This window comes from Bradyrhizobium sp. USDA 4461 (assembly GCF_054055655.1).
In genome coordinates this window covers 6,487,120-6,500,585 of the sequence record NZ_JBSRXM010000001.1, presented here as the reverse complement: position 1 = coordinate 6,500,585, position 13,466 = coordinate 6,487,120, and the positions used below count along the sequence as shown (strand labels likewise).

12 protein-coding genes are annotated in these 13,466 nt (G+C 66.0%); 5 read left to right on the top strand and 7 right to left on the bottom strand.

The genetic code is table 11. From position 1 onward, the window contains the following. Nucleotides 1-100 precede the first annotated feature (100 nt). Genes cpaB through ACVINW_RS30555 form a run of 4 tightly spaced genes read left to right on the top strand, consistent with a single transcriptional unit; the run spans nt 101 to nt 4,424 of the window. Nucleotides 101-904 (top strand): Flp pilus assembly protein CpaB, encoded by an 804-nt coding sequence (gene cpaB, locus ACVINW_RS30570; protein ID WP_456754704.1) that lies wholly within the window; start codon nt 101-103, stop codon nt 902-904. Between the two features lie 13 nt (nt 905-917). Next, nucleotides 918-2,384 (top strand): type II and III secretion system protein family protein, encoded by a 1,467-nt coding sequence (locus ACVINW_RS30565; RefSeq protein ID WP_456754703.1) that lies wholly within the window; start codon nt 918-920, stop codon nt 2,382-2,384. Nucleotides 2,385-2,418: 34 nt separating this feature from the next. Continuing rightward, the gene (locus tag ACVINW_RS30560) at nt 2,419-3,159 is read left to right on the top strand and encodes a CpaD family pilus assembly protein (protein ID WP_456754702.1); all 741 of its coding nucleotides are present in this window, start codon (nt 2,419-2,421) and stop codon (nt 3,157-3,159) included. Beyond that, the gene (locus ACVINW_RS30555; RefSeq protein ID WP_456754701.1) at nt 3,156-4,424 is read left to right on the top strand and encodes an AAA family ATPase; all 1,269 of its coding nucleotides are present in this window, start codon (nt 3,156-3,158) and stop codon (nt 4,422-4,424) included. Before ACVINW_RS30560 ends, ACVINW_RS30555 begins: the two co-directional genes overlap by 4 nt. Nucleotides 4,425-4,552: 128 nt before the next feature. Here the strand turns inward: ACVINW_RS30555 and ACVINW_RS30550 are convergent, their stop codons facing one another. Next, complete coding sequence (locus tag ACVINW_RS30550) at nt 4,553-5,377, bottom strand: tetratricopeptide repeat protein (protein WP_456754700.1); 825 nt, start codon at nt 5,375-5,377, stop codon at nt 4,553-4,555. Between the two features lie 141 nt (nt 5,378-5,518). Next, complete coding sequence (locus tag ACVINW_RS30545; RefSeq protein WP_021079298.1) at nt 5,519-5,764, bottom strand: PilZ domain-containing protein; 246 nt, start codon at nt 5,762-5,764, stop codon at nt 5,519-5,521. Between the two features lie 256 nt (nt 5,765-6,020). Between ACVINW_RS30545 and ACVINW_RS30540 the strand changes: the two genes are divergently transcribed. Continuing rightward, complete coding sequence (locus ACVINW_RS30540) at nt 6,021-7,703, top strand: Na/Pi cotransporter family protein (RefSeq protein WP_456754699.1); 1,683 nt, start codon at nt 6,021-6,023, stop codon at nt 7,701-7,703. A gap of 16 nt (nt 7,704-7,719) precedes the next feature. Here ACVINW_RS30540 and ACVINW_RS30535 read toward each other — a convergent pair whose 3' ends face one another. The 5 genes from ACVINW_RS30535 to ACVINW_RS30515 form a co-directional block, all read right to left on the bottom strand. Continuing rightward, nucleotides 7,720-9,531 carry a M23 family metallopeptidase gene (locus tag ACVINW_RS30535; RefSeq protein WP_456754698.1) on the bottom strand — a complete coding sequence of 604 codons (1,812 nt, stop codon included), beginning with the start codon at nt 9,529-9,531 and terminating at the stop codon, nt 7,720-7,722. Between the two features lie 145 nt (nt 9,532-9,676). Continuing rightward, the gene (locus tag ACVINW_RS30530; protein WP_456754697.1) at nt 9,677-10,015 is read right to left on the bottom strand and encodes a lipid-A-disaccharide synthase N-terminal domain-containing protein; all 339 of its coding nucleotides are present in this window, start codon (nt 10,013-10,015) and stop codon (nt 9,677-9,679) included. Next, nucleotides 10,015-10,794, bottom strand: coding sequence for a glycosyltransferase family 2 protein (locus ACVINW_RS30525; protein WP_456754696.1), 780 nt, complete (start codon nt 10,792-10,794; stop codon nt 10,015-10,017). The genes ACVINW_RS30530 and ACVINW_RS30525 overlap by 1 nt, the downstream gene beginning before the upstream one ends. Nucleotides 10,795-10,863: 69 nt before the next feature. Then, complete coding sequence (locus ACVINW_RS30520; protein ID WP_456754695.1) at nt 10,864-11,709, bottom strand: phosphatase PAP2 family protein; 846 nt, start codon at nt 11,707-11,709, stop codon at nt 10,864-10,866. A 1-nt stretch (nt 11,710) separates the two neighbouring features. Next, the gene (locus ACVINW_RS30515) at nt 11,711-13,453 is read right to left on the bottom strand and encodes an ArnT family glycosyltransferase (RefSeq protein WP_456754694.1); all 1,743 of its coding nucleotides are present in this window, start codon (nt 13,451-13,453) and stop codon (nt 11,711-11,713) included. Nucleotides 13,454-13,466: the final 13 nt, after the last annotated feature.

Genomic DNA, 13,466 nt, shown 5'->3' with positions numbered 1-13,466 from the left:
GTTCCCTTATACTTTTGCGGCCGTAGTGATGCCTCCGGGAAGGGCTGTCAGTGCCGCAAGGAACGTGACTGCCCGGCGTTAAGGGCATTCAGACAATCGCATGAAGACGGCACGCATCGTGGTCCTCGGCATCGCCGGCGTCGCAGGCCTCGCGGCCATGTATCTCGCGAGCGTCGGCGATAAAAAACCGGCGCCGGTCGCGCCGCCGGTGGTGCAACTGCCGACCGTCGAGGTGCTGGTGGCGAAGTCCGACATCGGCCTTGGCCAGTCGGTCAAGGCCGAAGACCTGCAATGGCAGCGCTGGCCGGCTGAGACCGCGAGCGCCGCGTTCATCCGCCACGACACCAATCCCGACGCCATGAACGACGTCATCGGCTCGATTGCGCGCACGCCATTCATCATCGGCGAGCCGATCCGCGAGCAGAAGCTGGTCAAGGCCAATGGCAGCGGCTTCATGGCCGCGATCCTGCCCTCCGGCATGCGCGCGATCTCCACCGAAATCTCGCCGGAGACCGGCGCCGGCGGCTTCATCCTGCCGAACGACCGCGTCGATGTGATCCTGTCGCGACGCGACAAGAACCCCGATCAGGTTCAGGGCAGCCGCGACATCATCACGACCGAGATCCTGCTGTCCAACGTTCGCGTGCTGGCGATCGACCAGGCGCCGAAAGAGAAGGACGGCAACAACTCCCTCGTCGGCAAGACCGTGACCCTCGAACTCAAGCCCGAGCAGGCCGAAACGCTGGCGCGTGCCCGGCAGAGCGGCACGCTGGCGCTGGCGCTGCGCAGCATCGCCGACGTCAACGAGAAGACCGACGAGACCAGAGACCAGGCCCCGAAGCGCGGCGAGAGCATCAAGGTGGTGCGCTTCGGCATCCCGAGCTCGCAGACGACACAGAAGTGATGGGGGCTTCGCTATGACAACGGCTGCAAAACAACTGGCGACACGGACCACACTGGTCCGCTCGCTGTCATTCTCGGCGGTCACCGCCCTGATGCTGATCCCTGCCCTCGCCAGCGCGACCGATCCCGACAAGAACGCGGATGTCGCGGTCACGAGCAGCATCGCCGCCAAGACGCGGTTCGTTTCGCTCGGGGTCGGCAAGTCTGTCGTGGTCGACCTGCCGCGCGAGGCCAAGGACGTGCTGGTTGCCGATCCCAAGATCGCCAACGCGGTGATCCGCTCGGCGCAGCGCGCCTATATCATCGGCGCGGCGGTCGGCCAGACCAACGTGGTGTTCTTCGATGCCGACGGCAACCAGGTCGCCTCCTACGACATCGCGATCAAGCGTGACCTCAACGGCATGCGCGCCGCGCTGAAGCAGATGCTGCCGGGCGTCCAGATCGAGGGCGTCGGCGAAAGCGTGGTTCTGACCGGCACGGTGGCGAGCCCGGTCGAAGCCCAGCAGGCCGGCGACATCGCCGCGAAGCTGGTCGGCAGCGCCGACAAGGTCGTCAACTCCATCGTGGTGCGCGGCCGCGACCAGGTGATGCTGAAAGTCACCGTCGCCGAAGTCCGCCGCGACGTCATCAAGCAGCTCGGCGTCGATCTCAGCGCCAACATGAACTACGGCACTGCCGCTGTGGTCTTCAACAACGCCAACCCCTTCACCGCCAACAACGGGCCGCTCACCAGCAACTTGCTGACCGGCGCTGCCCTGAACAAGCTCGGTGTGCCGACCGTCACCGCGACGCTGCGCGCGATGGAAAGCGCGGGCGTGGTCAAGACGCTGGCCGAACCCAACCTCACCGCGATCTCCGGCGAGTCGGCGACGTTTGTTTCGGGCGGCGAGTTTCCGATCCCAACCGGCGTCACCTGTCAGACGACGACGTCGGGCACGATCGGCAATTGCGTGCAGACCGTCAGCTTCAAGAAGTTCGGCATCTCGCTCAACTTCACCCCGGTGGTGCTGTCCGAGGGACGCATCAGCCTGAAGGTGATGACCGAGGTTTCCGAAGTCTCGATGGACAACGCCCTGACCGGCGGCCAGAACGGCACCACCATTCCCTCGATCAAGACCCGGCGCGCCGACACCACGCTGGAGGTGCCCTCCGGCGGTTCGATCGCGATGGCCGGATTGATCCAGGAGCAGACCAAGCAGGCCATCAACGGAATGCCGGGCGTCGATCAGATCCCGGTGCTCGGCCAGCTGTTCAGGAGCCAGGACTTCGTCAACAACGAGACCGAGCTCATGGTCATCGTGACGCCCTATGTGGTGCGCGCGGTCGCCCAGAAGGAATTGTCCCGTCCGGATGACGGATTTGCTCCGGCCTCCGACGCACAATCGGCGCTGCTGGCGCGCGTCAATCGCATCTACGGCGTTGCAGCCCGTGGCGAGCCGATCGGCGCCACGCCGGTCAATTTCGGCTTCATCATCGACTGAGGCGCGGGCCTGAAGGGGGTTGGGGGATCCTATGATGACACGCAACACGCAAGCCGGTCACGTCAGAGCGCTGTCGCTGTGCGGCGCCCTCGTCGTCAGCGCGATCGCGCTCGGCGGCTGCAACCTGACCGGCGACAATGTCGTCACCGGCACCGTGCCCGACGACTACCGGCAACGGCATCCGATCGCCATCACCGAGGGCGAGCAGTCGATCGTCGTGTTCGTGAGCCGGACCCGCGGCAACCTCACCGAAACCCAGCGCGACGACGTCATGGGACTGGCCCGCACCTGGCGCCGTGAAGGCACCGGCGCGATCGCGGTCGACGTGCCGGCCGACACCTCGAACGCGCGCTCGGCGCAGGCGGTGTACCAGGAGATCCGCGGCGTGCTGGCGTCGATGGGGGTGCCCGGCCACGCCATCACCAGGCGCGCCTATCACGTCGACGACCCGCGCGCGCTTCCGACCATTCGCCTCAGCTACCCGAAGATGGCCGCGGTCGCCGGTCCCTGCGGCCTGTGGCCGAGCGATCTCGCTCCCTCGATCTACAATCCGAGCTACAACGAGAACAAGCAGTACGAGAATTTCGGCTGCGCCACGCAGCGCAATCTCGCCGCGATGGTCGCCAATCCATCCGACCTCGAGCAGCCGCGGACCGAAACCGCCGCCTACACACCGCGCCGCTCGGTCGCGTTCCAGAAATACAGCAAGGGCGAGTCGACCACGACCAACTATCCTGAAGCCGATAAAGCCAAGTTGAGCGACGCCGGGAAATGACCGATCCACAACACGAGCCGCAGCACGCCAACGACCACATCGCGCCGGCGCCGCGGATTTCGGTGCAGGCGTTCTGCGCCAGCGTCGCGACCGCCGCAACCGCGCGCGCCGCCGCCGAAGACCGCCGGCTCGCCAAGGCTCACCTCTCCGTCCACATGGGCGGCATCGCCGCGGCGATCGACACCTATCACAAGGCGCCGACGCCCAACGTCATCATGCTGGAGACCGAGCCGGACAGCGATTTCCTCGCCGGCCTCGACGAACTCGCCACGGTGTGCGATCCCGGCACCCGCGTTGTCGTTCTCGGTACGCCCGGCGAGGCTGCGCCGTATCGCGAACTGGTGCGGCGCGGCGTCAACGACTACGTCATCGGGCCGGTCAAGGTGCTCGATGTCGTGCGCTCGATCTGCAGCCTGTTCTCGTCCTCGGAAGCGGTCTCGGTCGGCCGCCTGATCGCGGTCGCGGGCGCCAAGGGCGGCGTCGGCGCCTCGACCATTGCCCACAATGTTGCCTGGACCATCGCGCGCGACCTCGGGCTGGATTCGGTCGTGATCGATCTCGACCTCGCCTTCGGCACCGCCGGGCTCGACTACAACCAGGATCCGACACAGGGCATCGCCAACGCGGTGTTCTCGCCCGAACGTCCGGACAGCGCCTTCATGGATCGCCTGCTCGCAAAGTGCAGCGATCATCTGAGCCTGCTGGCGGCGCCGGCCACCCTCGACCAAGTCTACGATTTCGGCGCCGAAGCATTCGACGCCATCTTCGACACCATGCGCATGACCACGTCCTGCATCGTGCTCGACGTCCCGCACCAATGGACCGCATGGACCAAGCGCGTGCTGGTGGGAGCCGACGACATCCTGATCGTCGCCGAGCCCGACCTTGCCAATATGCGCAACACCAAGAACATGATGAACCTGCTGAAGGCCGCGCGTCCGAACGACCGGCCGCCGCTCTACTGTCTGAACCAGGTCGGCATGTCGAAGCGCCCCGAGATCGAGATCAAGGACTTCGCCAAGACGATCGACAGTCAGCCGATTGCGACCATCCCGTTCGATTGCAGGCTATTCGGCGAAGCCGCCAACAATGGCCAGATGATCGCGGAAGTCTCCGCACGCCATCGCACCACGAGGACATTCCTGCAGATCGCCCAGCGCCTCACCGGTCGCCCTGACCTCGCCGAGGCGCGCGAATCGTTCCTGTCGCCGATCCTCAAGAAGCTGCAGTCGCGCCGCGGCAATGGGCGCCGGGCCGCCGGTTAGAGCGTTTTCGAGCGAAGTGGCTGCCGTTTTGCGCGAAGAAAACGCGCCAAACAAGAATCTAGAGTCCCGTTCCGATCCCATCGGAACGGAAAGGGCTCTAGCCCGCCAGATTCTCGCCTGAAAACGCGTTAGTCGCGGCGGCTGGCCGCGACCGGAATCTTGTCGGTATCGGTCCGGCTCGCGTCCCTGCGCGCCAACAGCCGCTTCAGCGCGGCAACATTGGCCGAACCCTGCTCCGGCGGCAGATCGGCCTTCATGATGGCTTCAGCATCGGCCTGGCGGCCCTGCAGGCCGACCACGACGGCAAGGTTGGTTCGCACCCGCATGTCGTCGGGAGCACGCTCTCGCGCGTGACGCAGCGTCTCCTCGGCCTTCGGCAGGTCCTTCGACAGCAGATAGGACAGGCCGAGATTGGACAGCACCGACGGATCGTCGGGCACAATCTTCAGCGCGCTCGCGTAATACTGGCGTGCCTCGTCGTGGCGATCCAGCTGGTCGAGCACGGCGCCCTGCGCCGACAGGATGCGCCAGTCCGGGTCCTCCGGGGTGTGGGCGCGCCCGAGCACGTCGAAGGCCTGCTGGAAATTGCCATTGTCGGCGAGCGCCCGCCCGTAACCTGCGAGCAGCGCCTTGTTGCTGGGCTGCGCCAGCACCGCCTGCTCCATGACGGCGACGGCCTGCGCCCGCTGGCCGGTAGCGCGCAGCGCCCGGGCGTATTTCAGGGCAGCGTCGGTATCTTTCGGATTGGAGCGGACCCGTTCGTGGTAAGTCGCGATGTCGCGCCGCGGATCGGCCGGGGCCGGCGTGGCCTCCGCCGTGTCGCCCAATGACCCGGTGATGTCGGACGGACCCGAGGTCTGACAGGCGGAAAGCCCGATCAGCAGGATCACGGCAGATACCGGGCCGGCGAGCTGGCGCACGCGGCCCAAAGGTCGGGAAAGTTTCTCAGACATCAACGAGACTCGGAACAGCGAATGTTCCGGGATGCTCACAGCTTAACCCTAAGTTCCGGTTAAGGATGCCATCATCTCGCCGTCATCCGGCCCAAAAGCGCCGCCGGATGCCGGGCGGCCAGCCAGCCTGGCTGCTGTGGTTCAGTCGACGAACTGGGCGCCGAATTCGTGCCCGATACGCCAGGCCAGACGGCACTGGCGCGGACTGCCGGACGACAGGATGATGGTGAATTCCGGCGGAATCTCCAGATATTCGGCGATCACCTTGACGCCACCCGCCGAGATGTCGGTGATCATGCAGTCACGCGGCAACGACCCCGTGCCCAATTGAATTTTGGCGACGCTCCGGCACTCGCGGCGTTCGCTCTTGCGGCGATTCACAAACATCCTGATCCCCACGCCTTTCTGGGCAGCTTGCTGGCTGGATAGCTCTCTCGTTGCTACCGTCATAGCGGGGAAAGATTGGAAACTGCCTAGCGGAACCCATCGCAATTGAGCGGACATTTTCGAGGTTCGTTTACCAGGCCCGCCCCCGTCAGCGCCGCCGCCAACCGTTTCCAACAGGAACAAAAAGGGTTGATCCCAGGTCATTTGGCGATAGCGTGACCCCTTCGACTCGAATTTGCCGGGATATCCAAGACGTATGGGAAGCCTTGTTCTGCTTGATCTGATGGGGGGCGTCGCGCTCCTGCTGTGGGGCCTGCACATGGTCCACAGCGGAATTCTGCGGGCCTTCGGGCCCGATTTGCGGCTGTTGCTGGCGCGGGCGCTGAAGAACCGGTTCACCGCCCTTGGCGCCGGCCTCGGCCTCACCGCCCTGCTCCAGAGCTCAACCGCGACCGCGCTGATCACCAGCTCCTTCGCCGCCGAGGAGATCGTCAGCCTGGTGCCGGCGCTCGCGATCATGCTCGGCGCCAATATCGGCACCACGCTGATCGTGCAGGTGCTCTCGTTCAACGTGGCGGCCGTGGCGCCCGTGCTGTTCATCGTCGGCCTCGTCGCGTTCCGCAGCGGGCCGCGCTCCCGGATCAAGGATCTCGGCCGGGTCTCGATCGGGCTTGGCCTGATGCTGCTCGCGTTGCACATCCTGCTCGACACGATGGCGCCGGCCGAGAATGCGCCGGGCGTGCGCGTATTTCTGAACGCGATCACCGGCGATCCCGTGCTCTGCATCCTGATCGGCGCCGTCGTCACCTGGCTGGTGCATTCCAGCGTCGCCAGCGTGCTGCTGGTGATGTCGCTGGCCTATTCCCAGTTCATCTCGCCCTATGCCGCGTTCGCGCTCGTGCTCGGTGCCAACCTCGGCAGCGCCATCAATCCATTGCTGGAAGGCGCGCGGCGCGACAATCCGGCGAGCTACCGGCTGCCGGTCGGCAACCTCATCAACCGCGTCGTCGGAATCCTGCTGGTGGCGCCGTTCCTGCGGTCGATCACGGAAGCCATCTACGCCTGGCAGCCTGATCTCGCCAAGGCGACTGCGCTGTTCCACATCGCCTTCAACGTCGCAACCGCGCTGCTGTTCATCGGCGTGCTCGACCAGATGGCGCGGCTGCTCGAGCGGCTGCTGCCCAAGCGGGCGCAGGCGACCGATCCGTCACGGCCGCGCTACCTCGACGAAGGTGCGCTGGAGACGCCCTCGCTCGCGCTGGCCGATGCCGCGCGCGAGGTGCTGCATATGGGCGACTACACCGAGGCGATGCTGCGCAAGGTGATGGCGGCGATGATGACCAACGATCGCGCGTTGGTCGACCAGGTGTCGAAGATGGACAACACCGTCGACCGCCTCAACGAGGCGATCAAGCTTTACGTCACCAAGCTCACCCGCGGCAGCCTCGACGAGCGCGAGGGTCAGCGCGCCATGGAGATCATCGCGTTCGCGATCAACCTCGAGCATATCGGCGACATCCTCGACAAGAACCTGAGCGAGCTCGCGACCAAGAAGATCAAGCACCGCCTGCAATTCTCTCCGGAAGGCGCCGAGGAGTTGTCGGCGTTCCACAAGCGCACGATCGATTCGCTGCGGATGGCGTTCGGCGTCTTCATGTCCGGCGACGCCAACGAGGCCCGCAAGCTGCTGACCGAGAAGGCGGCGCTGCGCGCGGCCGAACTGGCCGCCGTCGAGCGCCATCTGGAACGCCTGCGCGAAGGCCGGCCGCAGACCATCGAGACCACCTCGCTGCATCTCGACGTGCTGCGCGACCTTCGCCGCATCCACTCGCACATCTGCTCGGTCGCCTACCCCGTGCTCGATGCCGCCGGCGAGACCGCCGCCGATCGCGAGAGCGCCGTGGATGCGGCCGAACTGCCGGCGCCCGGACGGCTCTGATCGGGCGTCTTCGAGGTCAGGTCGGCGGCCGGTGTTCGGAGCCGGGATGCCGCAGAGGAGAGCCGGAGGCTGCGGCGAGTTGGTCGATGCTGTCGCGCTGGCGATCGAATGCTCCAAGGAGCTCGCCTTGCAGCAGCCGGCCGCCGGACAATTTCATCCGAAGCGGATCGACATTGCGGCCGTTGATCCGCACCTCGTAATAGAGGTGCGGTCCGGTCGAGAGTCCGGTCGATCCGACATAGGCAATCGTCTCGCCCTGACGAACACGGTCCCCGATCTTCAGCCCGGGCGGAAAGCTCGCGACATGGGCATAGGTCGTCTCATAGCCGCGATCATGAAGCACGCGGATATATTTCCCGTAGCCGCGTTCATAGCCTTCGATCTCGACGACGCCGGCGCCCGCGGCCGCTACCGGCGAGCCATAGGGCGCTGCATAATCGACGCCCTCATGGAAGCGGCGGTCGCCAAGGATCGGATGAATGCGCCAGCCGAAACCGTCGCCGAGACGCCCGCTGACGACCGGCTTGCGCAACAGGAATTTGGTGATGGACTGTCCAGCCTCATCATAGAAATCGGAGCTGCCGTCGTCCGGTGCCGTGAAGCGATAGTACCGCCGCGTCTGCCCGCCGGCCGTCAGGTCGATGAAGAGCAGCTCCGGCTGGCCGATGTCGTTGGGCGCATAGATGATCTTGGCCGCGTCGGCATCGCCGAGCGGGGCATCAAGGTCGAAGTCGCGGCCACAAAGCCGCATCAGTTCGGCAACGATTCCCTCGTCGACGTGATTGGAGCGCGCCAGCGCGTTGAGGCCGTCGCGCAGCGTTTCGCCGGCGACCGCATGCGTGTCGATCGACTGACGCAGCAAGCTTTCGCTCCGCGAGGAGGCATCCGGCTGCTCGGGCACGATGGCCTGGTATTGGCCGCCATCGGTACGACCGACGGCGGATACACTGGAGTCCGTCCGTTCGATCGACACCTTCGCGACATGACTGCGCGGCGAGCCACCCTCTCCGCTCTGTTCAACGATCGTGATCTTCTCGCCGCCGGACAGTGCCGCTTGAGTGCCCGCCGGCGGGAAAGCGGCAAGCACGGCCGGCGCGTCCTCTGCAGCCGCGGTCAAGGCCCGCAGGATGGCCGACAGCGTATCGCCAGCTCGCGCGATGATGACGTGCCGACGGTGGCGAGGCGACGCGACTGATTTCGGCAGGTTGGTGACGTTGACGGCGTCACCGATCGGCGCAGCCGGATGCGGCACGTCTTCATCGGCGGCGTAGGCGCTGGTGCCGCCCGGCAGCTCGCGGCGTGACGGACCTGTCCGGATGATGGGTGGTAAGTCCGATAGCGCAGCGCCTGGCGAGGATGCTCGCTGCTGGTCCTTGCCGTCTGCCGGTACATCGCGACCGTGTTCCTGCTGCGGTTCGGGATCGATCTCCGCGAGCCGCGCGGACACGCGGGTGAACGAACGGACCGCGCCGGCGTCGCTCAGCTGCTCGATCCTGAGTGCGGAGCGATTGCCTTGCGCGCCCTGCTTCCGATCGAGCCGGTCGCCGAGCCCCGCCTCGTCGACCATTTGTGCCGTGAAGCGCGGAAGCGAGACGATCGGCGAGACTGCGAATCGTGCGTGATAGCCAAACGTCCCGCGAAGCGCGCCACCGAGCAGCGCGACGGCGGCGGCCCCGATCAAGACCGTCCCCGCCATCCAGCGGAGACTGATGGTGCGCCGGTCCGGCAACTCGCCATCGCCAGTCAGCGGCGGCGCGTCAAACGGCGGGACATCGCGGGCGCTGGATGCTTGACCACCCGCTTTCGTCGCTTCGCCACGGCCGTTCATCGACGCCCCTCATCCGGTGGCGCAGGGTCTTCGGATGCCGCTACGCCCACGGCAGGCCGTAGATGCCATACGCCTTGGGGCGATTGTTTGACCGCCGTTCAGATTCGGCCGCAATTGATGCCGGGACTGGGGATGATCGCGACGATCAGTTCTCGAGCGTCTTCGAGGCACGCCCGCGGTTCTTCAGGATCAGCATGATGTTGCGAATATAGATCAGCGTCGCGAGGCCCTGCCCGATGATGATGACCGGCTCGCGCTTGGCGAGCCCGTAGATCAGCGTCATCAAGCCGCCGCCCATCGAGAAGAACCAGAACGCCATCGGCACCACGCTCTGGCCGGCGCGCTCGCTGGATATCCACTGCACCAGGAAACGCGCGGTGAACAGCAGTTGCGCGACCAGGCCGAACGCCAGCCAGAAATCGAACTTGGCGACGAACGTGTCGTAGAAATAGGCGCTCAGCGCCTGGCCAAACTGAATCAGCATCACTTCACCTCAGTGCCGCGCGTCACTTCGGAGACATCAGTCACCTCGGTGACGACCGGCGTCGGCTTCTTGCGGCGGATCAGCCACCACACGCCGGCGAGATCCATGATCCCGATCCAGAGCCGGTCGAAAAATCCGTAGTTCGAGACGCCGGAATGGCGCGGGCGGTCGACGACATCGACGTAGGCAATCGCAAATCCCTCGCGGCGGACCAGCGCCGGAAGGAAGCGATGCAGTCCGTCGAAATAGGGCATGGCCAGGAACACGTCGCGCGGAAACGCCTTCAGGCCGCAGCCGGTGTCGCGGGTACCATCGCGCAGGATGACGCCGCGCACCGCGTTGGCGATGCGCGATTGCAGCTTCTTGAAGCCGGTGTCCTTGCGGCCGATGCGCTGGCCCGCGGCAAGACCGACCCGGCCATTGCCGCTCTCGATCGCCGCGATCAGATTGGGCAGGAAGGCCGGATTGTTCTGACCGTCACCGTCCAGCGTCGCCACGATCGCCCCGCGCGCGGCACGCACGCCGCTGCGCACGGCGGCCGACTGGCCCGAGGAGACCGCATGGCGGAGCTGCCGGAGATTGGGCCGCTGCGCCATGATCGCGCCCAGCCGCTCGCCGGTCGCATCCGTCGAACCGTCATTGACGTAGACGATCTCGTAGGCCCAACGGCCGTCGAGCGCGGCCGCGATCTCGGCGATCAGCGGCGCGATATTGTCCGCCTCGTTGCGCACAGGCACGACGATGGAAACGGCGACCGGCGTCTGGTCGGAAACAGGCAATTCGGCACTCGTGGTTGATGGAGGGCTCGCGGCTGGAACCCGCCCGATCCGGCCGCCGGGCGACCGCTTTTATGGGGCGAAGGCGCTCCTCGCAACCCCTTTGAGGCGCCCTTCCGACGGTCCCGGCAACGCCAAAACGGTGCCATCGCGACCGATGGCGAAACCAAGGCGGCGGGCGGCGAACCAGTAGCGCACGGCCATGGCGCCGACGACGCCGACCAGCGCGCCGGCCACCACGTCGCTCGGATGATGGGCGAGCAGCACGAGCCGCGTCGCGATGATGATCAGCGCATAGACCAGCATCGCGACCCGCGCGCGCGGCCACACCGCCGAGACGGCAAAAGCCAGCGCAAACGCCGTGATCGAATGGCCCGAGGGAAAGCTCGAATAGGCTTCGGTGCCGGCGAAATGCTGGAAGTTGAATGCGTTGGCCTTGCCGCCGACAAAAGGCCTCCCGCGGCCGACGATCCATTTGATCAGCTCGCCCACCGCTACCGATAGTGAGACCGACAGAAACAGATATTGCAGCCGTGTCCCCAGGCCGAGCAAGGTGGCGCGCGGCACGCCGCGCAGCGCAGGTGCCGCCAACGCGACTACAATCAGCAGCAGGCCGAGCGCGCTCAGCACATACTCGTCCTTGCCGAAATCGGTGAGCACCTTCACCCACCAGAGCCCTGGCGTGCCGCGTGGCGGCATCAGGCTGATTTCGGCGACATCGACCGCATACATCAGCGTGATGATCACGGCGCCGACGATGACGACGAGCAACAGCACGTGGCGCGCCGAGCGCCGCGCCGCCTCGGCCCGTCGCGAATGCGACGGTGCGCGCACGAGCTGGGCAAGGGACAGCCAGACCAGCGTCAGCAATCGTCCGAAATAGTTGGCGGATTCCGGGTTGGCTGGCAGCGCCGGCATGTCACTCCGTCCCTTCGGAACGGAATATCGCGATCGAGACCGCCTTGCCTTGCGAGATGTTGTAACCCTCGATGCGCACCGGCGCGTTGTAGCGCAGCCCGATCGCCTCGGCGCGCTGCACGAAAGCGCGCTCCGAGCGCTGCTCGACCAGCGCGAAGCGGCAGGAGCCCTGCCCGAGGAAATCCGCCGCACCCGAGCCGTCGGTGAGCAGCGTCGAGGTATCGGTCATGAATACGAGGCTCGGTTCATGGAAACCGGCGGCCGCCGCCTTCGGGCCGACGCAGGTCACGTTGCGCAATGCGCGTGCAACCTCCTGGCTCGGAAACACGGTGGTGAGCCGCGGCAGTACCACGCCATAGGTTGCGCCTGCCATCAGCGCCGCGGCGATCACCGCATTGAGCAGCGAGCGCTCGGCGCGGCTGTCTTCGAACATCCACCATGCGATCAGGCCGAACACCATTGCCACCGCGAACAGCGGCCAGGCCGGAAACACCGGCTGATGGATCGCCTTGATCGCGCCGACGATCACCAGCACCGCGCCGAACGCAGGGATGGCGAACCACCACGCCGCGCCGCGGATCAGCCAGGAGCGCGACAGCACCCGCCGCTCCAGCGCGCCCACGGTGAGGATCGCGATCGCCGGATAGAGCGGCAGCACGTAATGCGGCAGCTTGGTCAGCACCGCCTCGAACACGATCCAGGACGGGATCAGCCAGGCCAGCAGGAACTGGGCGCCCGGCTCGCGTCGCGCACGCCAGATCGCCGGCGCCGCCATGCCGGCGAGCGGTGCACCCGGCCAGAACGTGATCCAGAACAACAGGAGATAAAGTCCGGGCGGCGCGCCGTGGGATTCCTGAGCGCCAAGTTTGCTCAGCATGTCGCCGCCGACCGAGTCGGCGAAAAAGGCATCACCCGCGCGCAGGAAGATCAGCACGAACCAGGGCAGCACCAGCACCAGGGTCCACATCAGGCCCCACACCGGGCGCATGCGCCAGAACCACGCCGCCGATCGATCGAGGATGGCAAGCCCGGCCATCGCAAGGCCGACGAACATCAGGATCAGCGGCCCCTTGAGCAGGATGCCGACCGCGAGCGCGGTCCAGAAGATCGCGGGCGGCCCCCATGACGGATGCGCCGGATCCTCACCGCGCTGCCAGGACAGATAGACCCGCGCCATCGCGCCCATCGCGGCGGTGACCGTCAAGAGCAGCATCGCGTCGGTCTTGGCGAGCCGCGCCTCGACCCCGAGCAGCACGCAGCTTGCCATCATCAAGGCGGCCAGCACCGCCCCCTGTCGTGTCACGAAGGCAAGCGCGGTCCAATAGGTCAGCAAAACGGCGCCGATGGCGCCGATCAAAGACGGCAGGCGGTAGACCCAGATCCGGACCTGGGCGCGCGGCACCCCGAGCGCGGAGATCGTCTTCAGGGCCGCCGCCTGCATCCAGTAGATGCCGACCGGCTTCTTGTAGCGGACGTCGTCCTGGAAACGGATGTCGACGAAATCGCCGCTCTCGACCATCTGCTTGGTCGCCTGGGCGAAGCGCACCTCGTCACGGTCGATCGGCGGGATAGTGAAGAAGCCGGGCAGGAACAGAACCAGACAAGTCAGCGTCAGGAACAGGATCGAACGCCATTGGCTGGCCGTTGCGAATTCGAACGCCATGAACAGCCTGCGGCTGGAATGCGCAGGTTTTACAGACTGTTGCCCTGCTCCGAAGCGCCGGGGTTGGAGGCTATCCACCATGGGTTTCGCATAC

Coding starts and splice junctions, on each gene's coding strand:
- cpaB (WP_456754704.1), top strand. CDS start 101: ATGAAGACGGCACGCATCGTGGTCCTCGGCATCGCCGGCGTCGCAGGC.
- ACVINW_RS30565 (WP_456754703.1), top strand. CDS start 918: ATGACAACGGCTGCAAAACAACTGGCGACACGGACCACACTGGTCCGC.
- ACVINW_RS30560 (WP_456754702.1), top strand. CDS start 2,419: ATGACACGCAACACGCAAGCCGGTCACGTCAGAGCGCTGTCGCTGTGC.
- ACVINW_RS30555 (WP_456754701.1), top strand. CDS start 3,156: ATGACCGATCCACAACACGAGCCGCAGCACGCCAACGACCACATCGCG.
- ACVINW_RS30550 (WP_456754700.1), bottom strand. CDS start 5,377: ATGTCTGAGAAACTTTCCCGACCTTTGGGCCGCGTGCGCCAGCTCGCC.
- ACVINW_RS30545 (WP_021079298.1), bottom strand. CDS start 5,764: ATGTTTGTGAATCGCCGCAAGAGCGAACGCCGCGAGTGCCGGAGCGTC.
- ACVINW_RS30540 (WP_456754699.1), top strand. CDS start 6,021: ATGGGAAGCCTTGTTCTGCTTGATCTGATGGGGGGCGTCGCGCTCCTG.
- ACVINW_RS30535 (WP_456754698.1), bottom strand. CDS start 9,531: ATGAACGGCCGTGGCGAAGCGACGAAAGCGGGTGGTCAAGCATCCAGC.
- ACVINW_RS30530 (WP_456754697.1), bottom strand. CDS start 10,015: ATGCTGATTCAGTTTGGCCAGGCGCTGAGCGCCTATTTCTACGACACG.
- ACVINW_RS30520 (WP_456754695.1), bottom strand. CDS start 11,709: ATGCCGGCGCTGCCAGCCAACCCGGAATCCGCCAACTATTTCGGACGA.
- ACVINW_RS30515 (WP_456754694.1), bottom strand. CDS start 13,453: ATGGTGGATAGCCTCCAACCCCGGCGCTTCGGAGCAGGGCAACAGTCT.